This is a genomic window from Flavobacterium sp. P21, from assembly GCF_050632225.1.
In the GTDB taxonomy this organism is placed as follows: domain Bacteria; phylum Bacteroidota; class Bacteroidia; order Flavobacteriales; family Flavobacteriaceae; genus Flavobacterium.
Genome location: NZ_CP192585.1, coordinates 4,809,140 through 4,834,454, shown reverse-complemented (window position 1 = coordinate 4,834,454; position 25,315 = coordinate 4,809,140). Strand labels below are relative to the sequence as shown.

Sequence of the window (25,315 nt, the reverse complement as noted above, 5' to 3'; positions counted from 1 at the left end):
CTGCTTCCTAAAAATGCATTATTTTTCGTGCTAATATAAGAAACATTTGCAACACTTTGTCCTAATTCATTTATTTTAAACCCAGAACCTACAGCCCATTTTTTGTTAAGCTTATATTTTGTTTTTACCCCAAAACTATTGCTTTGTTTTGAATCGTTGACATTGCCTAGCGTTTTGTCGTTTTTATAGTTTTCAGAATTGGCAACTCCTGCAAAAACTTCAAGAGCCCATTTTTCTCCGTTTGTAGTTTTTGGATTTTTCTTTTTTCAGTTTTTACCTCAGGCGTTATAATTCCTTTTTCTAGATTTTGAAGCTCTGCCAATTGTACAGAATCCTTTTTGCTTAAAGCATCATTGAATTTTGAGTTGTTTTTTTGCGTATTGGCGGCAATTGCTTTTTCTGATTTTTGATCTTTGATTATCGATTCATTTTTGTTTGCCGAAACGCCATTTTGTTTGTTGCTTTCAGTTGTATTTGCCGAGTTAAAAGCAATATTGTTGTTATTCGGATTTACATTGTTTTCAAAAACAGAATTTGGAAGCTGATTTTTTGAAGACGTGCTAAATGAATTTGTGTTTTTGCCTGTAAATGTTTTTTCAGCCAATACTTTGTCAAGATTTTTCTTTTCATTTTCAGAAAACTGATTCTTGCTTGCAGTATTGAAAGCATTCTGTTTTTGTAAAGAATAATTTTTTACCGCTAAAGCTTGATTTGAATTTCTCTTTTCAGCATTCAAATTTTGATTTCCGGCAGTCGTAAATTGGTTTTTGCCCGATGAATTAAAACCATTCGATTTTTCTGAATTGTAGCTTTTAGCCGCAACTGCTTGATTTGATTTTTGATTTCCAGAGGTAGAAAACTGATTTTTATTAGATGAATTAAATGATTTTTGTTTTTCTGAATCGTAATTTTTAACCGCAACAGCTTGATTTGGTTTTTGAGTTCCAGAAACAGAAAATTGATTTTTCTTTTCTGTATTCATAGTTCCTTCTGCGACAGCTTGGTTCGAATTAGTTGCTCGCATTTGATTTTGAAACTCCAGTTTTTGAATTGTTTTCTGTTTTAGAATCAACATTTGCAACCGCAGTTTTTTCAGCGGCATTTGCGTCTGAATTAGGAACAGGGTTTGAAATGTTTTCAGAATCTGGTTTTACAATTCCGTTTTTATTTGTTTCAGAATTCTGATTTTCTTTTGAAGTTGCGTTTTTGTGATTTTCACTATTTTTATTTTCGTCAAGAACTACATTGTTTTTTTCTACGGAATTGCCAGTACCAATTTTATTGCCAGAATCGGACAAAACCGCAGGAAGTGATAAGCATAATAACAAACATGCCGCCGCCGACCACCAAAGAATAGCCCGCTTTTTCTTTTTAGGTTTATCTAGTTTTTCCTCAATACCAGCCCAAAGTTCTGGTGGCGGAACACTCGAAAAGTCTTCCATTGATGAAAAAATATCTTCTATTTTGTGCTTTTTCATGCTGTTTTAAAATTTTTTATGCTCAAAATCCTTTTCTGCAAAATGCCCTTGGCCCTATTTAAATTTGATTTTGATGTTCCTTCTGAAATCTTCAATAATTCGGCTATTTCCTTATGTTTCATATGTTCAAAAACATATAAGTTAAAAACCGTCCGGTATTGATCGGGTAAATCCCGTATGTATTCTAATAATTTTTCTTTCTCTATCGGAATTGTTTCTAATTCTTCTTCTTCAATAAAATCAGTATCAGGATCAAAAACATCTAAAAAGAAACTTTCCTTTTTCTTCTTGTTTAAAGTTTCGATAAGCTTGTTGATGAAAATTCGCTTCATCCATCCTTCAAAACTTCCTTCAAATTTATATTGGCTTATTTTCTGAAAAACGATCACAAATGCTTCCTGGAAAACATCTTTTGCGTCATCTTCATTTTTCATATACTTTAAGCAAATACCATATAAAACCGGAGAAAACAGCTGATAGATTTTCAGCTGTCCTTCTCGGTTATTCTGCATGCATTGCTTGATGTATTTTTCTAAATCGTCTTTCAAAAAAGTGGTATTGTTTGGTTTGGCAAAAATAGTTTTTTAAAACTTAAAAAGCTATCTTTTAAAGATGCTTCGCGTAGCATCTTGATTGTTGCTTAGAATGGTTAAGTTTTGACTGTCAAGGTTTTCTATGACGTAAGTTTTACCTTCAAAGGTAATTAGGTCATGTTCCAAATGATCAGAAAAACCAATTCCTTTTCCTATTTCATAACTGCTGTTTCTGATTTCTACATCATTTTTATAGGTAATAACTCTTCCATTTGAGGTAAAGACTACCTTTTTAGTAAAACCAGCTGTTTTTGGTGTTGCAGTGTATGGATTACTCGCGCCTCCAACAGATTTTTCCCAAATCCATGTATTTACAATTGATGCCGAATTTATTTTTGAAGCATCTATCGAATAAGCATTTGAAAAAGTCCAAAAACAATAAGAAATAAAAAATGTTTCTTCATGATCCGATTATTTTAAACTTGTGATTTTATCTTTAATTGCTTTTTTGAAAGTCTTAATATCTTCGCTTTGATCTGGTGTATCGTTGTTGTCAATAAAGATTTTTGTTGTTGATGCGCCTTGTTTCAATTGGAAGAAAATACCACCTTGGTCTGCGGCATCTGGAGAACCATAAGTTTTAGTTTGTCCTTTTAATGCATAAATTTCTGCCGGAATGAATTTTGTGAAAGTTGTATATTCATTTCTTTTTGTCTTAGCAAAATAAGCAGATTGGTCAAAATTGAAATTTCCTGGTGCAGTGCTAACCAATTTCAAAATATTGAAATCATTTAATTGAAAGAAGTTTTGACAGTCAGAGCCAGTACATTCGCCATAATAACTTCCAATAATAATATTGTCTGGGCTTTCACTAGTTTTATTGAAAATGATTGTTTTATTTGATTTTGGAATCAAAATAAAATCCAAAGGATATGTTGGAGTTGAAGATGTTGTTTCTCCAGATTGAGGACCACTTTCAAAATAATTGATTACAATTTCGCATTTGTTTTCAACTATTGAAGTCATTTTTATAGAATAACCGCTTGTTGATTTAACGCCTGCAAAAATACCAACTAACATGTTTTTAGTAAAATCAATAGTAGGATCTGTAGCTACAGGACACGTATTTTCATGTTTAGTAAAAAGAGAAGTCATTTTATCCTCGCTTGTCACCACAACAGCAACAGGATTATTAGGCATTGTTTTAACTGCATAATTACATAAAAGCGGATAACCTGCAAACTGCACTTCTGTATTTGCGCCGCAATCCATACTTATATCATCATTTCCAAGCGAACATGCGCTCAATCCAAAAGCTATAAACAAGCTCAACATTAATTTTTTCATTATATTATTTTAATAGGTTATATACTGTAGATGGCTGGGGTTTAAAATGGTTGCGTCGAAAATATTTTTTTCTTCAATTTTTTTAAAATGTTTGTTTAATTTAGAATGCGCACGAATTAGTGAAATTTTAATTTTAAAAAATCAGAACTACGTATTATTGCGTACTTTTACTTAAAAAAAACTTAGTTATGTTTGACTTTCTTCCAATTTTACTGGCTTTTATTGTTGCATTGTTTTTAGGTATTTACTTAGGAAAGCAATTGATGACGGCAAAATCGCAGACCGAAAAAGTAAGTTTGGAGGAAAAATTAAATGCCAATGCAAATCAGCCGCAGTTGCAAAAGGAACAATTTGAAGTCGAAAGAAATAATTTTCAGAAGCAAGTTCAACTGATTAATTCTGAAAAAGAAAATATCAGAACAGAGAAAGATAGTTTAGCGATTCAGCTTTCAAAAAAAGAAGTTGATTTTGAAAATTTGTGGGAACGTCATAAAGAACAGAAAGTTGAAATAACCGAACTTCAAGAAAAATTCACCAAAGAGTTTGAAAATTTGGCAAATAAAATCCTCGAAGAAAAGTCGGCTAAATTTACTGAACAGAACAGCGAAAACATGAAAAGCATTTTGTTGCCGCTACAAGATAAAATTCAAGGATTTGAGAAAAAGGTCGAACAAACGCATAAAGAAAGCATCGATTATCATGCGGCTTTGCGCCAGCAGATTATAGGTTTAAGCGAAATGAATGCGCAAATGAGCAAGGAAACGCTGAATTTGACCAAAGCTTTAAAAGGCGATACAAAAATGCAAGGAAATTGGGGTGAGCTAGTTTTAGAACGTGTTTTAGAAAAATCGGGTTTAGAAAAAGGAAGAGAATATGAAGTCCAGCAAAGTTTTACCAATACGGAAGGAACTCGAGTTTTGCCCGATGTTGTAATTAATTTGCCTGATGGAAAAAAGATGATTGTCGATTCAAAAGTTTCACTGGTGGCCTATGAAAAATGGATCAACGAAGAATCTGAAATATTGAAAATCGATTTTCTGAAAGAACACGTAAGCTCAATAAAAAGGCACGTAGAACAACTCGGAAATAAAAATTATCACGATTTGTACCAAATGGAAAGCCCAGATTTTGTGTTGCTTTTTATTCCGATTGAACCTGCTTTTGCCATTGCTCTAAACGAAGATTCGACTTTATATAATAGAGCTTTCGACAAAAATATTGTGATTGTTACTCCAAGTACTTTATTAGCTACTTTGCGCACAATCGATAGTATGTGGACCAACCAAAAACAACAAGAAAATGCTTTTGAAATTGCAAGACAAGCCGGAGCGCTTTATGATAAATTTGAAGGTTTTGTGACAGATTTAGTCCGAATTGGAAATAAAATTAAAGACACCAAAACCGAATATGAAAACGCGATGAATAAATTGGTTGACGGAAAAGGAAATCTGATTTCTAGCGTAGAAAGACTTAAAAAAATGGGAGCAAAGGCAAAAAAATCACTTCCAGAAAATATTATTGCAAGAGCGTCAAATGAAGATGAAAATCAATTTTTGAACTAAAAAATATTTAAACAGATAGAAACATAGGTTTAGTTTGTCTTTAAAAGAACAAAGAAAGAAACTTGTTTCTCACACATAGAAAGTTATGTGAATTTATGCAAGTGAAACTTTTTTTTAACTTTCCAATGAGCTATGATTCTATGTGTTTAAAATAAATGATTACAAACAATACCAAAAACAAAAACATGGCTACAGATTTTAAACCCGTTTCTTCATCAAAAATTAGCATATCCGAATTAATGTCGCCTTCGCATACCAATTTTAGTGGCAAAATTCATGGAGGATATATTTTGCAATTGCTGGATCAGATTGCTTTTGCGTCGGCATCAAAATTTTGTGGAAATTATTGTGTAACTGCTTCAGTAGATACAGTAAACTTTTTGAAACCTATTGAAGTAGGTGAATTAGTTACTATGAAAGCTTCTGTAAATTATGTAGGAAGAAGTTCAATGGTTGTAGGCATACGAGTAGAGGCAGAACATATTCAAACTGGAGTTGTAAAACATTGCAATTCATCTTATTTCACGATGGTAGCCAAAGATAAAGATGGAAAAAGTGTTCAGGTTCCGGGACTAATTTTGTCGAATCTTGATGAGGTGCGCCGTTTTAGAAAAGCTATCAAGCACATCGAAATCAAAAAAGAAATCGAAGAACACGAGAAAATCGCCAATATAAGCTCGATTGAAGATTTGGCAAGTCTTGAAAAATATAATGTGCTTTTAGAAATTAGTTAAATTTTTTGAATATGCAAGGTGTAGTCCCTACGGGACATTTCTTCTTTTGGATAATTTTATTTTCTACCAATATTTGATTCCTAACGGAATATTTTACGTTGATTATTTTGATCAAATAATAAAATATCTCGTAGAGATTAAATATTGGTAGTTAGATTTTTTGAATATTGAAGGTGTAGTCCCTAAGGGGCATTTCTTCTTTTAGATAATTTTATTTTCTACCAATATTTAATTCCTAACAGAATATCTCGTAGAGATTATATATTGGTAGAAATATAATAGAACACAATTGTTTTGTCCCGCAGGGACTTCACAATTCACAATTCAAAACCCAATTTTAGGCCCAAAATATTCACAAATTTTTAGGAGTAGTTCAAGAACTTTGTACTGAGAAATTTCGTAACTTTAAGTATGAATTATTAGTTTATGGAATATTTCACGGAGTACTGCCATTCTTTTTTTAGTTATTATCTTAAGTTCTGATTTTTCTCTTCTTAAAATAAAAAAATCGAATGACATAATTGTTTAATGCTGACGATTATGAAAAGAACTACTTTATTAATTTTACTTTTTACTGCATTTTCTTTGTTTGCCCAAGAAAAATTTAAAACCAATTCGGCGGTTGTAAATTTCGAAGCTTCGGTTCCCTTTTTTGAAGAAGTAAAAGCGGTAAATAAGCTCGGAACGCTTGTTCTTGAACCTGAAAGCAGTACGCTCATTTGTACTGTTGTAATCAAAGATTTTCGATTTAAAATGGATTTGATGCAAGAGCATTTTAATGATAATTATATCGAAAGCCATCGCTATCCTAAAGCTGTTTTTAAAGGCAAAATCGAAAAGTTTGATTTGAAAAATATCGACGAAACCGAAAAAGAATATGATATTAAGGGGAAATTATACCTGCACGGGAAATCAAAAATGATCGCAGTAAAAGCATTGATGAAAAGAGTTCCCGAAGGAATTCAGATTGTCTCAAGTTTTCCAATTTCAGTAGAAGATTTTAATATTGAAATTCCTTATGTCGTGGCAAACAAAATATCAAAAACAGTCAATACTGATTTAGCGGGAATCATGAAATAAAAAATGACTCAGATTTCACAAATTCTTTAGACTTTAAAATAAATGGGTAGCGAGCATATCGGCCTCAAGAATTTATAAAATCTGAGTCGTTTTTAATGCAAACAACTTAAAAGTGTTTTTTCTAAATCAGTAAATTGAAATTCAAATCCTGTTTTTTGGATTTTTTGAGAAGAAACGCGTTGTCCTTTCAAAACGGCTTTGCTCATTTCTCCAAGAGTTAATTTTAGGATAAAAGCGGGAACTTTCGGCAACCAGATTGAATAGCCTAAAATAGTAGCCAATGTTTTTGAAAATCCAGAGTTTGTAGTATTGTCCGTAATGCAGGCATTATACGCTCCATGCATATGTTCGTCTGTAATTGCTTTAAGATAAATTTCGGATAAATCATCAATATGAATCCAAGGCAAATATTGTTTTCCTGTTCCTAAAACGGCTCCAAAACCTGCTTTAAAACTCGGAACAACTTTTTCAGAAAACCTTCGTTTTTTCCAAAAACAATTCCGGTTCGCACTTTTACAGTCCGAATTCCTAATGTATTTATTTTGTCTACTCGACTTTCCCATTCTTGGCAAGTTCTTCCCAAGAAATCATTTGCTGGAGGTGTTTCTTCAATACAAATTTTATGGCTGGTAATTGCACCATAAATCCCAACTGCAGATGCCGAAATAAAGCCTTTCAAGGTTTTATTGTTTTCTTCCAAAATTGAAAAAATAAGCTCAATAGGTTTTGTCCGACTTTCTAAAATTGCTTTTTTGCGCTTTCTGGTCCATCTTTTTTCCACAATTCCTTCGCCGGCGAGATGCACAATATAATCTGCATTTAAAATGGCTTCTTTTTCAATGAAATTCTTTTTCAAATCCCATTTGTAGTACGTTATTGAAGGCGTATTTTTTTGTTCTGTTCGACTCAAAACAGACACCGAAAAGCCGTTGTCGATAAGGACATCCGTCAGATGTTTACCAACAAATCCACTTCCGCCGGTCAGTAAAATATTTTGAGCCATAAGAGTTTATAATATATTTAACAGTGCATATTGTTTAAGGATTAGTAAAGGTACTTAAACAATGCTTACCTTTAAGGCAAATTCTAAATTTTAATAAAATGGCGACTAAAAAAAGGTAATTACCAAGGATGATATCGTTTCAATATACATGAATGAAATTTTAGAAAAAGGTCAAAAACCAAAATCAGTTTATCATTTTGCGAAAGAAAATGATTTTACAGAAGCTGAGTTTTATGCTTTTTTTGGAACATTAGAGGGTTTAGAAAAAGAAATATTCCGACTTTTTTTGAAAACACAGTGAATCTGCTTCATAAAAATGAAGAATATCAGCAATATGATATGAAGAATAAAATGCTGAGCTTTTATTATACTTTCTTTGAAATTTTAACTGCCAACAGGAGTTATGTTCTTCAATCACTTAAAATCGATAGAAATCCGCTTAAAAATTTAGTACAGTTAACTTCACTCAGAAATAGTTTTAAAGAATATGTTTCTGAAATTCTGACGGATGATTATAGATTAGAACAGGAAAAACTTCAAAAATTTCAGGAAAGCGCCATTAAAGAATCAGCTTGGCCGCAATTAATGCTTACCATAAAATTCTGGATGGATGATGAATCTGTCGCTTTTGAGAAAACCGATATTTTTATCGAAAAATCAGTTAATGCTTCATTCGAATTAATGAATGTCGCACCAATGAATCATTTGATTGATCTTGGGAAATTTCTGTTCAAAGAAAAAATCTACAGCAAACAATGAAAACAATCGATTATATTCCAACCTCAAAAATAGAAAGAGCCGGAAAACTGGTTCAAACCGGAGCAAAAATTGGTGTAAACTATGTAAAGCATTATGCCGAGAAAATTGTAAATCCAGATTTGACCCGAGATAAATTAAATGAAAACAACGCCGAAGATATTTATGACGGATTGAAAAGCTTAAAAGGAAGCGCTTTGAAAGTTGCCCAAATGCTAAGTATGGATAAAAATTTCCTGCCTCAGGCGTACGTGGAGAAATTCTCTTTGTCGCAGTTTTCTGTTCCGCCACTTTCAGCTCCTTTGGTTTTAAAAACTTTCAAAAGCAATTTCGGAAAAACGCCTTATGAAATTTTTGACGAATTCAACCCAAATTCTGTAAATGCGGCAAGTATTGGCCAAGTGCATTTGGCTAAGAAAAATGATAAAAAACTGGCAGTCAAGATTCAGTATCCCGGCGTTGCCAATAGTATTTCCTCAGATTTGGCTTTGGTTAAACCAATTGCCATCAGAATGTTTAATCTTCAAGGAAAAGATTCTGATAAATATTTTAAAGAAGTTGAAGACAAATTGATTGAAGAAACTAACTATTTATTGGAATTAAAACAAAGCCAAGAAGTTGTAGATGCTTGCAGTAAAATAGAAAATATCATTTTTCCGAATTATTATCCAGAGTTTTCATCAGAGAAAATCATTACAATGGATTGGATGACGGGAATTCATCTTTCTGAGTTTACAGCAAAAAATACAGATCAAGAGGCAGGAGATAAATTAGGGCAGGCGCTTTGGGATTTTTATATGTACCAAATTCATGTTTTGCGAAAAGTGCACGCAGATCCGCATCCGGGGAATTTTTTGGTTGACGACCAAAATCAGTTGATTGCATTGGATTTTGGTTGCATGAAACAAATTCCAGATGATTTCTATACGCCATATTTTGAGTTGATCAATAAAAATGTGATTACAGATGAAAAGCTTTTCAATAAAAAACTTTTCGAATTAGAAATTCTTCGTGAAGATGATTCGCCAGCAGAAATTGAATATTTCACAGAGATGTTTCACGATTTATTGTCGCTTTTCACAAGACCTTTTCAAAACGAAACTTTCGATTTTGCCGATGAAACTTTCTTCAATTCAATTGCCGAATTAGGAAAACGTTTTTCAGAAGATACAAACTTGAAAAAAATGAACGGAAATAGAGGTTCTAAACACTTTATTTATATGAATCGTACTTTCTTCGGTTTGTACAATTTAATGTTTGATTTGAAGGCGAAAATTGTTGTTGAGAATTATTTGAAATATTAGGTTTTTGTTTCAGGTTTCAAGTTGGCTGAACTTTACGTATAGAACTTTGTCAAAGTTTTAAACTTTGACAAAGTTTTTTTGTTTAGTTTGTCATCCCGAGGAACGAGGGATCTCCAGGAGAAACTCTACAAAGATTGTCGATTCTGATTGCGGAGCTACTTGCGAAGATTCCTCGTTCCTCGGAATGACAAGATTGTGGGTAAACGTTCAGTAAAAACCTGAAACCTGAAACAAATTATTTCAAAATCCCTGCCTTGTAAGTCGCAATTGCGCGATCTCTCGCAAATGCATGATCAATCATAGGTTCATTATAGCCAAAATCAAACTCAGGAATCCATTTTCTTATGTATTCGCCTTTTCCGTCGAATTTTTGTTGTTGAATTTCAGGATTGAAAACTCTAAAATAAGGCGCTGCGTCGCAACCTGTTCCTGCCGCCCATTGCCAATTTCCTACGTTTGAAGCCAATTCAAAATCCAAAAGCTTTTCGGCAAAGTACGCTTCGCCCCATTGCCAGTTGATGAGCAAATGTTTGCATAAAAAACTTGCTACAACCATCCGAACGCGATTGTGCATATAACCAGTTTCATTAAGCTGACGCATTCCTGCATCGACCATCGGGTAGCCAGTTGTTCCAGAACACCAGCGTTTGAAATCTTCTTCGTTATTGCGCCATTGAATTCCGTCATAATTAGATTTGAAGTTGTGGTTGACACAATTCGGGAAACTAAACAGAATTTGAATGAAGAATTCTCGCCAAATCAATTCGCTCAAAAAAGTCTGATTTTTTCGGTTTGCCCAATTTACTAATTTCCGAATACTCACAGTTCCAAAACGCAAATGTGGTGAAAGATAAGAAGTGCTGTCTAAAGCAGGAAAATCTCGAGTTTCTTTATAATTTGAAATCTGAGATAAATTATGTGGAAGTACTTTTATGGAACTTCTTTCAAAACCAATTTTTGATAATTCAGGAAATTTAAAATTGTTTTTTGCAAAATTGGAATGCAATGAAATCGAATCATATTCAGGAGCTGTTCCTAGAAAATGATATTTTTCAAGCCATTTGTTTTTGTACGGAGTATAAACAGTATAAGGAAGTCCGTCGGCTTTTGTGATTTCTTTTTCTTCGAAAATTACGTGATCTTTAAAAGAGAAACACTCGATTTTGTTTTCTTTTAAAAGAGAACAAATTGCGGTGTCTCGTTTGATGGCAAATGGTTCGTAATCTTTGTTGAAGAACACGTTTTGAACATCAAATTCTTCAATAAGAGATTTCCAAACGTCGGTAGTTTTTCCTTTTTTGATTAAAATTGAAGATTCAAAAGAATTTAATTCTGATTTTATTTTTTCAAGTGAATCGTATATGAAACTTACTCTGGCGTCATTTTTTGGAAGATGGTCTAAAATGTCATCATCAAAAATAAAAAGAGGCACAACAGGAAAATCAGATTGCAAAGCGTGAAATAATCCGGTATTGTCTTCTAATCGCAAATCGCGTCTGAACCAGAAAAGAGTAATTTTTTGTTTTGCCATTGTCATTGTTTTTGCTAATCGAATTTTGAAGTTTTTTTTTAATGCTGAAAATTGCTCGCAAAGACGCGAAGTCGCAAAGCATTTCTTTTTAAAGTTTTTCAACAAAACTTTGCGACTTCGCGTCTTTGCGAGATTAAAAAAACATTGTATTTTATATTTTAAAAACTTTTTTGTTTGCCATTAAGTTGCACAATTTGTGGCTGTGGTTTCGAATTAAACAATTCTTCGATTTTGTTTCGTCTGAAATCGAAAATGGTTTTGAGTTTGTTTTTTACAATTAATGTATTCATAAATCGGCCTAGAATTCCTAGGGGTAGCGCGTAATGAACAATGTCAGTCATTTTTGTTCGGCCATCTTTTGTGGGTTCAAAAAAATGTTTGTGATGCCATAATTTATAAGGGCCGAAACGCTGAATGTCGACGAAATATTCATTTTCCTTGCAAGCTGTAATTTCGGTAACCCATGAAATTTTGATCCCGAATAGTGGTTTTAATGTATAGGTTATGATTTGGCCATGATACATTCGCTTGTCATCGAAATCTTGGATTTCAAAACTCATATTGTCGAGCGTTATGGTTTGCAGGTTTTTTGGGCTGGAGAAAAATCCCAGCAATCCTCAACGCTTGAATTTACATACTGAACGGTTTCTATTTTGTATAATTTCATTTTCTCGTTGAATCAATTGTTACAAATTAAAAGCTACATTTTATAATACTTAAATGGTACAAACAACATTCCGAAACATTCTCCTTTTTCCTTATTTAAGTGTTTATGATGTATTTTATGCGCTTTTCTGAGTCCTATGAGATATTTGTTTTTGGTGTTTTTGAACCATTTAAAACGCTGGTGAATGAGAACATCGTGAATCAAGAAATAGCATGCACCGTAAAGTGTGATGCCACATGCTATAAAAAACAGATAATTGAACCCGCCCTGAACACCAAAGTAAAACAAGACAATACTCGGAATCGCAAAAATGACAAAGAAAATGTCGTTGCGCTCAAATGTATTATCATATTTTGGCTGATGATGATCTGCGTGAAAATACCACATAAATCCGTGCATTACATATTTGTGCGTAAGCCACGTAACACATTCCATGAACAGAAAAACGCTTAAAAAGATTAAAAAAGAAATCATTTTATAGATGTTGATGTTTTAAAATTATGATTTTATTTTTTTTGATTTTAGCTTTAAATTAAAAAAGATTAACTCAAATGAATTTTTATTTTACTCTTGATTTTTAAACACATAGAAACATAGATTTTGTTATCCTAGAGATTGTAGAAAGAAACTAGTTTCTAACACATAGCACTATGTGCATTTATGCTAGTGAAACGCCTTTTATCAGTCCGAATTCTATGTTTCTATGTGTTTAAATTATACCAACTTCAATTTATAAGTCACAAAAGACTGCGCCAAAAGCCCGGCTTTTGTATAATTAGAAACCCGAATTCGAGAATTTCTAATTTCATGTGAAGGCGTATTCTTCAGTTTTTTCAGTAACTTTTTATAATAAACATAAGCCGTATAAACCCCAAATTTTGCTTCCATTGGGAGTTTGACGATTCCTTGATAAGCAATTTTGAAATCTTCTTCGATTTCTTTTATGATTTGCTCTTTTGAATCTTCATTGAAATTTTCAAGATTCACTCCAGGGAAATAAGTTCGGTTTAAAATGGTATTGTCATCTTTTAAATCTCTTAAAAAATTAACCTTCTGAAAAGCAGAACCTAATCTCATGGCTTCATTTTTTAATTGTTCGTATTTATGCTGTTTTCCAGCAACAAAAACTTTCAAACACATTAAGCCAACAACATCGGCAGAACCATAAATATAATCGGCATATTCGGTTTGTGTGTGGTATGTTGATTTGATGAGGTCGAGTTTCATGCTCGCGCAAAAAAGCCTGAACTAAATCGTCTGTGATATTGTATTCTTTAACGGTATGCTGAAAGGAATTTAATATCGGATTTAGGCTGATTCCGAGCTCCATTGCTTTGTAATATTCTTTTTCGAAATCATCTATTAGGTATTCTTTTTCATAAGCATGAAATGAATCTACAATTTCATCGGCAAATCGAACAAAGCCATAAATGCTGTAAATGGCATCGCGAATACTTGGCGAAAGCATTTTTACCGCCAATGAAAAAGAGGAGCTGTAATTTTGCGTAACGAGTTTACTGCATTTGAAAGAAACGGCGTCGAATAGTGATTTCATTTTTTAAGATCTAAAAGATTTTTGAATTAACTCAGCAACCAATTTTCCCGAAATTAAAGCAGGCGGAACCCCTGGACCAGGAACAGTCAATTGCCCTGTAAAATATAAATTACGTACTTTTTTGCTTTTTAGTTTTGGCCTTAAAAAAGCGGTTTGCAATAGCGTATTGGCCATTCCGTAAGCATTTCCTTTGTACGCGTTGTAATCTGTTACAAAATCATTTTTGCAGAATGATTTCTTAAATATAATGTTGTTTCGGATGCTCTGTTGTGTAAGTGCTTCAAAGCGTGAAATTATTTTTTCAAAATGTTTTTCTCGAAGTGCTTCGTTATCTTTAATTCCGGGCGCCAAGGGAATTAAGAAAAATCCAGATTCCATTCCGTCTGGCGCGGCAGTCAAATCTGTTTTTGATGGAAAATTGGCATAAAACAAAGGTTCGTTTGGCCATTTAGGTTCGTCATAAATGTCTTTTGCATGTTTGTCGAAATCAACATCAAAGAATAAAGCATGATGCGAGATATTCTCTATTTTTTTGTTGAAGCCAATAAAAAATAGGAGCGAAGAGGGCGCAAAAACTCGGCTTTGCCAATATTTTTCAGAATACGCACGATGCTCTTTTTCAAGCAGAGTTTCGGTATGCTGATAATCGGCGCCACTTAAAATAATGTCTGCTTTTATGATTTCGCCATTGACTACAATTCCGGTTGCAGTTTTGTTTTCAACGATGATTTTTTCAACTTGCGAATCGGTTTTGATTATAACTCCCAGCTCTATAGCCAATTTTTCGATTCCACGAACGACGTCAAACATTCCTGTTTTTGGATGCCAAGTTCCTAAACCAAAATCGGCATAATTCATGAAATTGTAAAATGAAGGCGTTTTGTTGGGTTTTGCTCCAAGAAATAAAACAGGAAATTCTAAAATCTGAATTAGCTTTTCATTTTTAAATTTCTTGCGGATATCCTGACTCACATTGCTTAAAAACTGATTTAGTTTTAATGCGGTTTTTGGCGTAATCAATTCTAAAGGAGAAACTCCAGGACGATAAACCAAATCTTTAATTGCAATATCATAATTGCTTTTTGCTTGATCTATAAAGTTTTGAAGTTTTTCTGCGCTTCCTTTTTCAATTGTTTCAAAAGTGGTTTTGATTTCTTCTAAATTATCACAAATTGTGATAAAATCATTTGCTCCAAAATAAACCCTGTAAGCTGGATTTAGTTTGATGAGCTCATAATAATCAGAAGTCTGTTTATTGAAATCCTGAAAAAAACGTTCAAAAACATCGGGCATCCAATACCAGCTTGGACCCATATCAAAAGTAAAACCATCTTTTTTGAATTGACGCGCACGGCCTCCTATAGTTGAATTTTTTCATAAATAGTAACCTTGTTACCTTGTTTCGCCAAGTAACAAGAAGCAGCTAACGAAGAAAAGCCAGAACCTAATATGATAATCGTTTTTGTCATTTGTTTAACAAATATACAAAAACTTTAAACAAAATTATTGCATTTCTTCTATAGTTTCTTCCATCGAATCAAAAATACGAATACGCTCAGGAAGATTAGATTGATCAATATGCTCAACCATGCTTCCCATAAGCCAGATTTCGTTGTTTTTTAGAAGCAACTTCTGTCCCATAGATTTCACATATTGATTGATAACCGTTCTATCTGGCTGTACTGTCATAAAGGAAACGAAGGTGATGTTTTCAAAATGGCGCGTAAGATCCTGAAGGTTTTCAATTGGCATGCTTTCGCCTAGATAAATGGTTTTGTATCCTCTTGACAAAATTTCATACTGTAGATATAACAACCCAATTTGATGAATTTCGTTCAATGGTAATGAAAGGACAAAAATTCGATCCGTTTTGGTTGGTTTTAATATTTGAAGGCTTTCGGTATAAATTAAAATCTTTTGCTTGATCAAATGACTCATAAAATGCTCATTTGCCGGCGTAATAGTTTCAGATTGCCATAACAATCCTAGTTCCTTCAACAATGGAAGAAAATGTTCTTTGAAAACTTCTTTAAAGCTTTTTTCTGAAATAAGCCAATCGAAAGTATTGAAGAACAATTCTTGGTCAAAATTCATCATCGCCATTTTAAATGACGTGATCGCATAGTTTTGCGAATTTTTCTTGGAAATGATTTCACGTACTAGTTGTGGAATTTTGTCCTCAGGATAAGTAGCAATTTTAGATATTTTATACCCGTACTCGTGCAGTAAGGTAATATTTAAAAGCTTCTGTAAATTTTGTAAATTATATAGTCTGATATTGGTATCCGTTCGCATAGGTTCAAGAATATTATATCTTTTTTCCCAAATACGAATAGTATGCGCTTTAATTCCAGATAAGTTTTCAAGATCTTTTATGCTGAAAACTGTTTTTATATTGTTTACCATTTTGAATTGTTGAATAAACAAAAATAAAATAAAATCTGAAAAAACCTTTAAAACTTTATTAAAATGATCGATATTTAAGAGTTTGTAGTAACATACTGATTTAATTGGGTTAAAAGAGGCTTTTTTCTGTACGATTTTACTTTTTAACAAATAATTCGCAACTATTTAGAGTCAATCTAAGATGATTTTTAGCGCAATCTATAGAAAAACAAACAGCCTGTAGATGAATTTCTACAGGCTGATTTTTATTTAATGCTTCAATTACTTGCAAAAAGTGGCTTTGTTTTTTATAGCGCTTTGGCTTCCTAATTCAACTGCTTTCGAAAAATCTTTGCAAGCATTTTTCTTGTCTCCAATTTTATTATAAGCCAAGCCTCTCAAATTGTAGGCAATATAATCTTTTGGGTTTAAGCCTAATGATGAAGTACAGTCGGCAATTGCTTCGTTATAGTTCATCAATTTGTAATTTACATTTGCTCTTCCTGTAAAAGCATCGGCGTTCATACTGTCTAATTCGATGGTTTTGCTAAAGTCTGCCAATGCCCCTTTTAAGTCATTAAGCTTAAGTTTTGCTACACCACGGTTTTGGTAAGCTTCAACAAATTTAGAGTTCATGCTGATGGCTTTGGTGTAATCAGCGATGGCGCCTTTTGTGTTTCCTGCTTCAGCTTTTTTCATGGCTTTGTCAAAATAAGCCGTTGCAGATTGCGCCCATGAAGAGCAAGTAATCATAATAAATGATACTAATAGTAGGTTTTTCATAAACTAATTTGGGATTAGTGATTAATTATTTCCAAACGAATTTAATGAAGTTTTGTTTTGTAAGAGAATTTCTTTTGTGAAATAATCGTGATTAAATTAAATTTTTAGACTACCTCGAAATCCTCTCGCGACATAATAAGATTCGGCCCCATTATGATAAAGAAATACTTGTCCATATCGATAATCACAAAAAACGGCGCCACCAAGTTTGCGAACATTTTCTGGAGTCGCGACCCAGCTTGAAGTCTTGGTGTCAAAATTTCCTAGTTCTTGCAATTGTCTGTATTGTTCTTCGGTCAAAAGCTCGATTCCCATTTCTTCGGCCATATCAACGGCACTGTTTTTTGGTTTATGTTCTTTTCTTGAATCCAAAGCTTTTCTGTCGTAGCAAAGACTTCTTCGTGATTTTGGGCTCTCGGCGCCGCAATCAAAAAAATATATTCGTTGGAGTTTTTGTCATAACCGACAACATCTGGCTCGCCTTCCGTTTTTTCCATTTGCAAAAGCGACCAAAGTTTTTCTGGGTCAGCGATAAGTTTTGCTTCTACTTTTGGCCATTCAATGTCCTTGTGTCTGTTTTTGTTTTTTTCAAAGCGAACTTTCAAAATACTGATGAGCTGTTCTTGTTCTTCTTGCGAAATCTTATTTTTCATGATGTTGTTTTTTGATTTTTACTCTTGTCGGCGAACCATTTCGTTGATCCAAATTGGGGCAAAAGGAGAAGTACAACCTTTTGAGGTTGGATAATCTCGATAAATGCCCAATTTTTCTCCAATTGCTAACGCGCGAGCTCGATATTCGGGAAATTTAATCCCGATTTGTGCCAAAGTGCTGTTCATTGTCCATTGTACTTCTGGAGCCGCAGTAGGCATTTCGTTTTCAATTCTGTCAAGCAAAGCTGGCAAGTCTAGAATATCGGGATTTCTTGCAACGCATCCGCTGGTGAGGCTCCATGCCGCACGTCCGTGCATTACGTCGGTCGAATGCATCCATGCTTGTCGCAAAGTTTCACGATCTGAATAATCTTTTATAATATAAGAATAAAACCAATCGGCAATATGAACGAATTTTTCCGAAGAAACCATTTTGGCAATTTGTTCCTTCGAAAGTTTTTCAGGTTCTATAATTAGTATGGCTAAAAAACGTGCGTCAGCATTTCCAGTTTCCCAAAGTTCCAAAGCCAATTCATGATTGGTTTTGATTTTTTTGCCAATGTTCGAATATCGCCCATTTTTACGCCAAATTGATTTTCGCTGGCGCCTCGTTTTTTATTTTGAGCAAATACTTTTGGATCGCCAATAGCTTTAAGTTTTTCTAAAATATCGTTTGCTGTCATATTTTGTGGATTATTTTAAAAACAGATTAATCATTTAAACCTTTTCCGTCAAGAATGTTTTGTGTGTGTTTTTCAACTCTTGCTTCTCTTGTTTTGGCTTGTTTTGGTTGAGAAAAGTGTAATAAATATGCTCTTTGTCTGCCAGGAGTCAAAGCTTCAAAAGCTTTTTTGAGTTCTGGATCTGAATCTAGTTTGGTTTGAAATTCTTCTGAAACAGGAAAATCTGAAGTTTTTTTCAAGATGACTTTTAAACCTGCTTTTTCAATTTCAATGGCTTCATAGATGTAAGTTTTTAAAATTGGCTTCAAATCGATAATCTCCTGCAGATTTGTAAATCGTATGTGACGCGCCGCTTGCACATTTTCAGATTGCTGGATCAAAATTCCGTCGGTGTCATTTAGCAATGCGCCTTTAAAGAATAAAAAAGCGCAATACTCCTTAAAAGCATGAATTAAAACAACATTGCTGTCTTGGTACATATAACAAGGATTTCCCCATTTTAATTCTTCGGTAAGTTGGCATTCAAGAGCAATGATACGCATTTGTTCTAGCTCTTCCTGCCATTTTGTGGCTTTGTCAAAGAAAAAATCAACTTTCGGATTCATTATTTATTAGTTTAAGCGTTAATCAGTTTTCGTTCCGCTGGTCTAAAATACCAAGAAATCACGGTGAGAATTAATAGTAAAGTTGGGCCAAAGAAATCTTTAGCGTCATCATTTGCGGCAAAATGTGAAAATATCGCGCCAGACATTGCAAAGAAAAACCCGGCATAAGCCCATTCTTTCAACAATGGAAATTTTGGAGCTAAAACGGTTACGACACCTAGCAATTTCCAAACTCCTAATAAAATTAGTAAATAAATTGGATAACCCAAATGCGACATTCTATCTGTTTCGTCTTTTGACTGAAGCAATTGTACAATTCCTGTCGCTGTCATTCCTAGTGCTAACCAAAGTGTAGCAACCCAATAGATAATTTTGTTTCTTTTTGTCATAATACATTTATTTTAGTTTGTTACAAATTTCTTCTAATCGATTATGAGCCATATTAAGACCTTGTTTAAATGGCAATTGTAGCATTTGATCTCGCAAATCTGTCGATTTATAAACGATCTGCATAGTGAGTTTGCTTTTGGAATCGCTTACTTTTTCAAATTCTAAAAATTCCAGCTGAACGGCAAAAGGTGAATTTTCCATTTCAAATGTTCTCGTAATTTTTTCATTTGGAATAAATTCATGAATAACACCATTCATTTGAACAACTACATTTCCTTTGGCGTCGCTGGTTTCAAATTGATAACCGCCATGTTTTTTGCTTTCAAGTTTTAAAACTTTGGTTCCCATCCATTGCGCTACAATTTCAGGTTCGATGTATGCTTTAAAAAGCAATTCGACAGGCAAATCAAAATCGCGTGTAATTACAAGTTCTTGTTTGTCTTCTTGAGCATTTATTTTCGTTTTTAATTCCATAACGGTTAATTTTCAGGTTTGTAGTTTTTCATTATATCTTCCAGTTTGTTGAATCTTTCATCCCACATTTGGCGAAACGGTTCTATAAAATCAGCTATTTCTCTCATCTTTTTCGCATTAATTGTATAATGAACTTCGCGTCCGTTTTGCGTTTGTTGCAGTAATTCACATTCTGTCAAAATTTTCAAATGTTTAGAAACTGTTGGTCTTGCTGTGTCAAAATTTGAGGCTATCGCACCGGCAGTCATAGAATGTGAAGTCACCAAAAGTAATATAGCTCTTCTCGTAGGATCGGCTATTGCCTGAAATACATCTCTTCTTAAATTCATAATATGAAGTTATTTGGCTACAAATTTATATGAAGTCATTTGGCTACGCAAATTTTTTAACAACTATTTTTGTAATTATTTGATAACCTGACTGTTTTATTGGGCTTAAGGGTTTTTGTTTTTTGGAAGAATTGAAAAAAAGGAATTATAGCACTTGAAAGATTGTTTTTGATGAGTTTGTTTTATTTTTAATGAAAATTAGAAAGTCAAATGCTACTTTGAAAAAAGTACCGATTAATAAATTTAGATATGAAAAAAGTCCTAGTATTGTTTTTATTGAATGTTTCGATTGGAGTTTTCGCGCAAGCGGCAAAAGATTCGGAATTGTTTTTAGCACTAAAGAAACACGACAGCATTTTCTTTGAAAAGAGCTTTAATCAATGCGATATTGCTTTTTTGGAAAAAGCGATTCATCCTGATTTGGTTTTTTATCACGATCAAGGCGGCATTCAGAATAAAAAGATTTTTTTGGAAAATGTCAAAAAGAATATTTGTGGAAAAGGTGCTCAAAAGCCAATCAGAAAAGTAAAATCAGAAAGTTTAGAAGTTTATCCGCTTTACAGTGAAGGAAAACTTTATGGAGTTGTCCAAACTGGAATTCATGATTTTTATTTAAGAGAAGCAAACAAACCGGATGTTTTTACCAGTGAAGCCAAATTTACTCATGTTTATCTTTTAATCAATAACCAATGGGTTTTGAAAGAAGTTTTGAGTTTTGATCATCAGAGTAAATAAAAGGAATATTTGGAATTGTGGAGATATTATTTATTTCCAAATCGGGATTTTTATGAAACTGTCATTGTACCATTTTATTTTTAATGGTTCTTTAGCATCTTTGATCGTTTCGTCGCTGACTTCTTTTCCTGTTCCGTAATTTAATTGTGCAAACGCATTTTTATTGACATTTATGACAACAAGCAAACGGCTTCCTTTGTTTAATTGCTTACTGATCAAATGTGTATTTGAGAAAGAAATCGTTTCTATTCCGTTTGGGTCTAATAAAATTCTTTTGGTACTATCTTTTGCATAACTAGCGCGACCAATAAAATAAGATAAATGAAAATATTCTCCATTAGGCAGTACTTCATAAAGCGTAACTCCTAAATCCATATCTTTTTTATTAATGCTTGCTTTTATTTCTCCTAAAAAAGAACCATTTATCAAGATTGGATTTTTTAGAGGTTCACTAATAAAAGCATAACCATTAGTGGTGTCAATTTCTTTTCTAATTATAGGATCCGGATAATATTCGTTGTTGAATGTTTGTCTGTCGGCAAAATCTACTTCTTGGTACAACGATCTTTTTTGACTTGGTTTTTTGTTTTCCAAAGCATAAAATTGGCCTGACTTTTTATCGGTTAAATAAAGCTTAAGAAAGCTATTGTGCATTTTATCAAGTGAGGGCGCGCTTCGCCATTCGTTTGTTCCTAGGACTTGATAGTTGATTTTATCTTTCAGCATTTCGGGTTTAGTGCCATTTTTTAAAATGTAATCGAACCATTCGTAGGTGGTTTTTTTGATATTGAATAGCGCAGTTGGATCAACAGTATAACCATACAGATTTTTTTCACCGCCCATTTGAGTTCCGAAATGTCCGTAAGGACCAATAACCAAATAAATAGGCGCTTTTGGATTATACTTTTGAAGTTCTCTTAAATAGTATAAACTAGAATTTTGAGAGTCGTTATAATATCCGTCAAAGGCTAATACTGGAATATTTATTTGAGCAAAATCTTTTTCAAAAGGAGCCATTTTTTGCCAATATTCGTCAAATGAAGGATGCGAAATCCAGCGTTGAAATAATTTGTTAGGATGACCGTCTATGCTATCTAGTTTTTTATAGGCAGTACCTGTTTCCCACCATTTGAACATCATTTTTCTGAAACGTTGTCTATCATTTCCAGCAATAGTGTCCAAATATTTGTTATTGCCTACATAAAAAGACCATTCATAATTGGGATTTATAAAAACATTATTTTCCATAGGAAGGCCCATTCCTGGTCTATTAGCAACAGCTGGAACTATAGTTTTGAGTGCAGGATGCATTTTTTTGCAAGCGACCCATTGCGTGAAACCATTATAACTGCCGCCGTACATTCCGATACGTCCGTTGCACCATTCTTGTTTGCTGATCCAATCAATAACATCATAGGTGTCATTGGCCTCATTTTCGTAAGGGAATATTTCTTCAGGACTAAATCTTTTGCCTCTGCTGTAAGCTATAACGCCAATATAATCTTTGTCTGCGGCTTCTTTCAAAGATTTTAGATCTCGGCCTTTGTCTCTGACGTAAATTGTAAATTGGAGAATAATGGGTTTTGGAGTATGATTGCCTTTTTTCTGAACGATCATTGCCGAAATAAGTGCGCCGTCTCGAGTTTTGATCATCACGCTATCCTGAATATCATAAGCGCTTTTAAAATCTTCTGATTTTGTAGCTTGCGTTTGTTGCGAAAATGCTTTTGCAAATACGAGAACTAAAAAAGCTATGTTGTAAATAAATTTCATGGATATTTTTTGTTTTAGGAGTTTAAAGCCCGTTGCTGTTTTTGAATTTAACCGATTGGCGATTGGAAGCTTCTAGTAATTCTCCTGTCTTAAGTTTAATTTGTAATCTTCCGCCATTTATTTTATTTACTTCTTGAATGTATTTTACATTAATAATTTCGGTTCTGTTTATTCTAAAAAAGTGTTTTCGTCAAGCAGTTCTTCCCATTGTTTAAGCGAGCGTCTTTGTAAAGCTTTTTTGTCCCGAAAAAATAGTCGGGTGTAGTTTTCGAGTGATTCGATTAAATAAATTTCGTCAGTGCGGATAAAGAATCGTTTTTCGCCATCTTTAATAAAAATCTGTCGATCTTCTGATGCAATTGTTTCAGATTCCGATTTAATCGTATTTCTTATTTTTTCAATTGCTTTTGCAAAACGTTCTTCTCGTATGGGTTTCATTAAGTAGTCTAAAGCATTGACTTCGAATGCTTGTACGGCGTATTGATCATAAGCTGTGGTAAACAATATTTGTGGTATAATGTCTAAAGATTCTAATAAATCAAAACCGGATTTTTCTGGCATTTGAATGTCTAGGAAAACTAAATCGGGTTGCTCAGATTCGATCAAGCGTTTTGCGTCATCAGCATTTTCAGCTTCGGCGATAAGAACAAAGTCGTCGTAAGGTTTCAAGGCTCTTTTAATTCCTCTCTTGATAATCGCTCATCATCTACTATTATAACTTTTATCTTTTTCATTTTGATGGAATTAAAATTGTTGCCAAAACAGTTTCGTTTTCGGTCTCTTTAATTTCAAAAGAAGCATTTCCGCTGTATTGAAGTTGAAGCCTTTCTTTTAAATTATTCAATCCGATGCCTGAATTTTCACTATCGATATTTAGTCTTCCCGAATTTTGAACACTGATTTTTATGAAATTGCTTTCTATTTCGACTTTTGCATTTATAAATCCGCCAATTTTTCTTTTTTCAATTCCGTGTTTTATTGCATTTTCAACCAGCGACTGAATGCTCAAAGGCAAAATCAAATGTTCTGATGCATCTGGATTCATTTCAATATTTATTTTCAGCCGTTCTTCAAATCGCATCTTTTCTAATTCCAGATAATCTTTGACAAGGCTGATTTCATCATTAACAGAAATGAATCGTACAAAATTATTGTTTAACGAATTTCGTAATAGCTCAGATAAAAGGTCAATTGCTCTTCTTGCTAAATCTGGATTTTCTATAATGAGGTATTTTATGTTATTCAAAGAATTGAAAAAAAGTGCGGATTAAGTTGTGTGCTGAGGTTTTGCAATTGTGCTTCTTTTATGATAAGTGACAAGCGTGCATTTTCTTTTACAGTTTCTAGTTCGAGTCTTGAATAATGGTAAAGATGATATGCTAGCAACCATACGGACATCAATCTAGTTCCGGTAATGAAAACTTGCAGTTGTGTCGATTTGAAAAAAGCGGAAAAAGAAAGCGTCATGCTTTTTAGAACAAGAAGGCGAATCAAATAAAGTTTGACAACAATTGCAACCGTGTACAACACAGAAAGAACTAAAACGCTTAGTATAATTCTTGGAATCAATTTTTTTAGATTGAGTTTGTGCCATCCTTTTCTGATTGCAAAATTTCGGTAAAGATGTGTCAATGCAATACCAATCGCGATATCGAAAATGAAATCTAGCAAACCCATTTCCCAAATGAAGTAATCGCTTAAAACAAAGCCCGAAATTCCCCAATACAAAGCGGCAGAAGTCCATCCGATAAGTTGTATTTTCCAGTAATTTGATACAGATATATTCATTTTAAAAGCGATGATTATTTTAATGCTTTAGTAAAGATATTTCTCTATTACAGATTGAACAAATAAAAGTAGAGGAACGGAAAATAATAAGTGATGAGTGTGGAATTGATTAGAAAGATTGTATGTAATAATTGAAAAGGAATTATTAATGCCGAAAATCTTCAAATTAGAAACGGTTTATTTATAAAAATGTAGTTTGATTTTTTCTCTAGTTTTTGTTTGCATATCTATGTCTGATATTAAAAAAGAGAGCTATTTCTAAATAGCTCTCTTTTTGTTTTTGGAGATTTTCTAAATTATCTTAATGCTACTCTTAGTTTAAGACCATAAGACACTAATCTTCCATTTATGGCAAAACCTGAACTTGAAACACTATTGTATTTTAAGACAACAGGTAATTCTGGGTTGTACTGAACAAGATTATTAGTAGTGTTTTTGTCGTAAATATCGTTTAATCCGTAATCTAAATACGCTCCAATATAGATTGCGTTTCGAGTGCTTATGATTTGTTTCCAACCTGTTTCAAAAGTTGCCGAGTAGGAAATTTTGTTATTGAGATCTTGCTCTGGCGTTTCGACATTATCTGTGCTGGCAAAACCAGCAAATGCTGGACCAAATAACTCTACATTGTATTGTGGATAATATCCACTAGTAGTAAGATTTGAAATCGTTGACTGATAATTTCCGCTTGATGCAAAACCAATTTTTGCGCCCGCCGCAACATACAATTTTGATGTTCCTGGAGTTTCAAATTGAATGCCAATAGGAACATTGATATAGCCTAATTTTTGTTCTTCTCTATAATTTGTTGCTTTATATCGAAATTGGAATGCTTCATTTTCGGCATCGACTGCGTTATATTGACCTGAAAGTTGACCGAATTTAAAATCAGAACTATATGTTTGGTATTCTACGCCAATGCCTACACTAAGCCCTTCATTTAGATAATATGAATAACGAAGACCAGCGCTAATACCGTTTCCTTCTACAGTTTGTCCTGCTGATTGGGCTTTTACAAATGAAAATGGTCCTCCTATCGAAATTGAAAATTCGTGCTTTTTATCCTGACCGTAACTATTAAAACACGCCATCAAAAATGTCGTAATTACAGCAAGTGATTTTATATGTTTTTTCATCTTTAACTAATTTATGCCAGCGCCATTTTGA

28 protein-coding genes and 4 pseudogenes are annotated in these 25,315 nt (G+C 33.3%); 7 read left to right on the top strand and 25 right to left on the bottom strand.

Features of this window, described 5'->3' with window-relative positions:
- Positions 1–166: 166 nt before the first annotated feature.
- From ACQ9BO_RS24330 to ACQ9BO_RS24315, 4 genes are all read right to left on the bottom strand, one after another.
- Entirely contained in the window at positions 167–1,024 is an 858-nt protein-coding gene (locus ACQ9BO_RS24330) for a hypothetical protein (RefSeq protein WP_431242821.1), read from the bottom strand.
- Entirely contained in the window at positions 1,011–1,478 is a 468-nt protein-coding gene (locus ACQ9BO_RS24325; protein WP_431242820.1) for a hypothetical protein, read from the bottom strand. The genes ACQ9BO_RS24330 and ACQ9BO_RS24325 overlap by 14 nt, the downstream gene beginning before the upstream one ends.
- Positions 1,475–2,026, bottom strand: coding sequence for an RNA polymerase sigma factor (locus tag ACQ9BO_RS24320; protein WP_343536918.1), 552 nt, complete (start codon positions 2,024–2,026; stop codon positions 1,475–1,477). Before ACQ9BO_RS24320 ends, ACQ9BO_RS24325 begins: the two co-directional genes overlap by 4 nt.
- Before the next feature lie 456 nt (positions 2,027–2,482).
- Complete coding sequence (locus ACQ9BO_RS24315; RefSeq protein WP_431242819.1) at positions 2,483–3,358, bottom strand: protease complex subunit PrcB family protein; 876 nt, start codon at positions 3,356–3,358, stop codon at positions 2,483–2,485.
- A 188-nt stretch (positions 3,359–3,546) separates the two neighbouring features.
- On the opposite strand from ACQ9BO_RS24315, the gene rmuC reads away from it, so the two are divergent.
- The 3 genes from rmuC (at position 3,547) to ACQ9BO_RS24300 (ending at position 6,734) form a co-directional block, all read left to right on the top strand.
- Positions 3,547–4,920, top strand: coding sequence for a DNA recombination protein RmuC (gene rmuC, locus ACQ9BO_RS24310; RefSeq protein WP_431242818.1), 1,374 nt, complete (start codon positions 3,547–3,549; stop codon positions 4,918–4,920).
- A 185-nt stretch (positions 4,921–5,105) separates the two neighbouring features.
- Positions 5,106–5,654 carry an acyl-CoA thioesterase gene (locus ACQ9BO_RS24305; protein ID WP_431245199.1) on the top strand — a complete coding sequence of 183 codons (549 nt, stop codon included), beginning with the start codon at positions 5,106–5,108 and terminating at the stop codon, positions 5,652–5,654.
- A 540-nt stretch (positions 5,655–6,194) separates the two neighbouring features.
- Complete coding sequence (locus tag ACQ9BO_RS24300) at positions 6,195–6,734, top strand: YceI family protein (RefSeq protein ID WP_431242817.1); 540 nt, start codon at positions 6,195–6,197, stop codon at positions 6,732–6,734.
- A gap of 92 nt (positions 6,735–6,826) precedes the next feature.
- Here the strand turns inward: ACQ9BO_RS24300 and ACQ9BO_RS24295 are convergent, their stop codons facing one another.
- Positions 6,827–7,141, bottom strand: coding sequence for a DUF1731 domain-containing protein (locus ACQ9BO_RS24295; RefSeq protein ID WP_431242816.1), 315 nt, complete (start codon positions 7,139–7,141; stop codon positions 6,827–6,829).
- Positions 7,142–7,158: 17 nt separating this feature from the next.
- Positions 7,159–7,737, bottom strand: a complete 579-nt coding sequence (locus ACQ9BO_RS24290; protein WP_431242815.1) for an NAD-dependent epimerase/dehydratase family protein — start codon at positions 7,735–7,737, stop codon at positions 7,159–7,161.
- A 148-nt stretch (positions 7,738–7,885) separates the two neighbouring features.
- On the opposite strand from ACQ9BO_RS24290, the gene ACQ9BO_RS24285 reads away from it, so the two are divergent.
- The 3 genes from ACQ9BO_RS24285 to ACQ9BO_RS24275 are packed head-to-tail and all read left to right on the top strand — an operon-like array spanning position 7,886 to position 9,797.
- Positions 7,886–8,038, top strand: coding sequence for a hypothetical protein (locus ACQ9BO_RS24285; RefSeq protein ID WP_431242814.1), 153 nt, complete (start codon positions 7,886–7,888; stop codon positions 8,036–8,038).
- Entirely contained in the window at positions 8,035–8,496 is a 462-nt protein-coding gene (locus ACQ9BO_RS24280) for a TetR family transcriptional regulator C-terminal domain-containing protein (RefSeq protein ID WP_431242813.1), read from the top strand. Before ACQ9BO_RS24285 ends, ACQ9BO_RS24280 begins: the two co-directional genes overlap by 4 nt.
- Positions 8,493–9,797 (top strand): ABC1 kinase family protein, encoded by a 1,305-nt coding sequence (locus tag ACQ9BO_RS24275; protein WP_431242812.1) that lies wholly within the window; start codon positions 8,493–8,495, stop codon positions 9,795–9,797. Before ACQ9BO_RS24280 ends, ACQ9BO_RS24275 begins: the two co-directional genes overlap by 4 nt.
- Before the next feature lie 235 nt (positions 9,798–10,032).
- Here ACQ9BO_RS24275 and ACQ9BO_RS24270 read toward each other — a convergent pair whose 3' ends face one another.
- From ACQ9BO_RS24270 to ACQ9BO_RS24205, 14 genes and pseudogenes are all read right to left on the bottom strand, one after another.
- Positions 10,033–11,328, bottom strand: a complete 1,296-nt coding sequence (locus tag ACQ9BO_RS24270; protein ID WP_431242811.1) for a cryptochrome/photolyase family protein — start codon at positions 11,326–11,328, stop codon at positions 10,033–10,035.
- A 158-nt stretch (positions 11,329–11,486) separates the two neighbouring features.
- The gene (locus ACQ9BO_RS24265; protein WP_431242810.1) at positions 11,487–11,888 is read right to left on the bottom strand and encodes an SRPBCC family protein; all 402 of its coding nucleotides are present in this window, start codon (positions 11,886–11,888) and stop codon (positions 11,487–11,489) included.
- A 140-nt stretch (positions 11,889–12,028) separates the two neighbouring features.
- Complete coding sequence (locus tag ACQ9BO_RS24260; RefSeq protein ID WP_431242809.1) at positions 12,029–12,469, bottom strand: sterol desaturase family protein; 441 nt, start codon at positions 12,467–12,469, stop codon at positions 12,029–12,031.
- Between the two features lie 240 nt (positions 12,470–12,709).
- Positions 12,710–13,550: pseudogene (locus ACQ9BO_RS24255) on the bottom strand (phytoene/squalene synthase family protein).
- Positions 13,551–13,553: 3 nt separating this feature from the next.
- A pseudogene (locus ACQ9BO_RS24250) lies at positions 13,554–15,019 on the bottom strand (phytoene desaturase family protein).
- A 34-nt stretch (positions 15,020–15,053) separates the two neighbouring features.
- Complete coding sequence (locus ACQ9BO_RS24245) at positions 15,054–15,956, bottom strand: MerR family transcriptional regulator (protein ID WP_132988442.1); 903 nt, start codon at positions 15,954–15,956, stop codon at positions 15,054–15,056.
- Between the two features lie 261 nt (positions 15,957–16,217).
- Positions 16,218–16,718: a tetratricopeptide repeat protein gene (locus tag ACQ9BO_RS24240; protein WP_235832296.1), complete on the bottom strand. Its 501-nt coding sequence runs from the start codon at positions 16,716–16,718 to the stop codon at positions 16,218–16,220.
- A 96-nt stretch (positions 16,719–16,814) separates the two neighbouring features.
- Positions 16,815–17,371, bottom strand: a pseudogene (locus ACQ9BO_RS24235) (DUF4256 domain-containing protein).
- An 18-nt stretch (positions 17,372–17,389) separates the two neighbouring features.
- Positions 17,390–17,902, bottom strand: a complete 513-nt coding sequence (locus ACQ9BO_RS24230) for a DNA alkylation repair protein (protein WP_431242808.1) — start codon at positions 17,900–17,902, stop codon at positions 17,390–17,392.
- Positions 17,854–18,054, bottom strand: coding sequence for a hypothetical protein (locus ACQ9BO_RS24225; protein WP_431242807.1), 201 nt, complete (start codon positions 18,052–18,054; stop codon positions 17,854–17,856). Before ACQ9BO_RS24225 ends, ACQ9BO_RS24230 begins: the two co-directional genes overlap by 49 nt.
- A gap of 26 nt (positions 18,055–18,080) precedes the next feature.
- The gene (locus ACQ9BO_RS24220; protein ID WP_431242806.1) at positions 18,081–18,659 is read right to left on the bottom strand and encodes a YdeI/OmpD-associated family protein; all 579 of its coding nucleotides are present in this window, start codon (positions 18,657–18,659) and stop codon (positions 18,081–18,083) included.
- A gap of 11 nt (positions 18,660–18,670) precedes the next feature.
- On the bottom strand, positions 18,671–19,048 hold the full coding sequence (locus ACQ9BO_RS24215) for a DoxX family protein (RefSeq protein WP_431242805.1): 378 nt from the start codon (positions 19,046–19,048) through the stop codon (positions 18,671–18,673).
- Between the two features lie 7 nt (positions 19,049–19,055).
- Entirely contained in the window at positions 19,056–19,523 is a 468-nt protein-coding gene (locus ACQ9BO_RS24210; RefSeq protein WP_431242804.1) for an SRPBCC domain-containing protein, read from the bottom strand.
- Positions 19,524–19,528: 5 nt separating this feature from the next.
- The gene (locus ACQ9BO_RS24205; RefSeq protein ID WP_132988448.1) at positions 19,529–19,852 is read right to left on the bottom strand and encodes an ArsR/SmtB family transcription factor; all 324 of its coding nucleotides are present in this window, start codon (positions 19,850–19,852) and stop codon (positions 19,529–19,531) included.
- A 249-nt stretch (positions 19,853–20,101) separates the two neighbouring features.
- Here ACQ9BO_RS24205 and ACQ9BO_RS24200 point away from each other — a divergent pair, with 249 nt between their 5' ends.
- Positions 20,102–20,587 (top strand): nuclear transport factor 2 family protein, encoded by a 486-nt coding sequence (locus ACQ9BO_RS24200; RefSeq protein ID WP_431242803.1) that lies wholly within the window; start codon positions 20,102–20,104, stop codon positions 20,585–20,587.
- 30 nt (positions 20,588–20,617) lie between these two features.
- On the opposite strand, the gene ACQ9BO_RS24195 is transcribed toward ACQ9BO_RS24200, so the two are convergent.
- From ACQ9BO_RS24195 to ACQ9BO_RS24175, 5 genes and pseudogenes are all read right to left on the bottom strand, one after another.
- Positions 20,618–22,360 carry a CocE/NonD family hydrolase gene (locus ACQ9BO_RS24195; RefSeq protein WP_431242802.1) on the bottom strand — a complete coding sequence of 581 codons (1,743 nt, stop codon included), beginning with the start codon at positions 22,358–22,360 and terminating at the stop codon, positions 20,618–20,620.
- 22 nt (positions 22,361–22,382) lie between these two features.
- Positions 22,383–23,029 (bottom strand): annotated as a pseudogene (locus ACQ9BO_RS24190) (LytR/AlgR family response regulator transcription factor).
- Positions 23,030–23,090: 61 nt separating this feature from the next.
- Positions 23,091–23,606, bottom strand: coding sequence for a sensor histidine kinase (locus ACQ9BO_RS24185; protein WP_431242801.1), 516 nt, complete (start codon positions 23,604–23,606; stop codon positions 23,091–23,093).
- Positions 23,603–24,148, bottom strand: coding sequence for a hypothetical protein (locus ACQ9BO_RS24180; RefSeq protein WP_431242800.1), 546 nt, complete (start codon positions 24,146–24,148; stop codon positions 23,603–23,605). Before ACQ9BO_RS24180 ends, ACQ9BO_RS24185 begins: the two co-directional genes overlap by 4 nt.
- 296 nt (positions 24,149–24,444) lie before the next feature.
- Positions 24,445–25,284: an outer membrane beta-barrel protein gene (locus ACQ9BO_RS24175; protein ID WP_431242799.1), complete on the bottom strand. Its 840-nt coding sequence runs from the start codon at positions 25,282–25,284 to the stop codon at positions 24,445–24,447.
- Positions 25,285–25,315 lie beyond the last annotated feature (31 nt).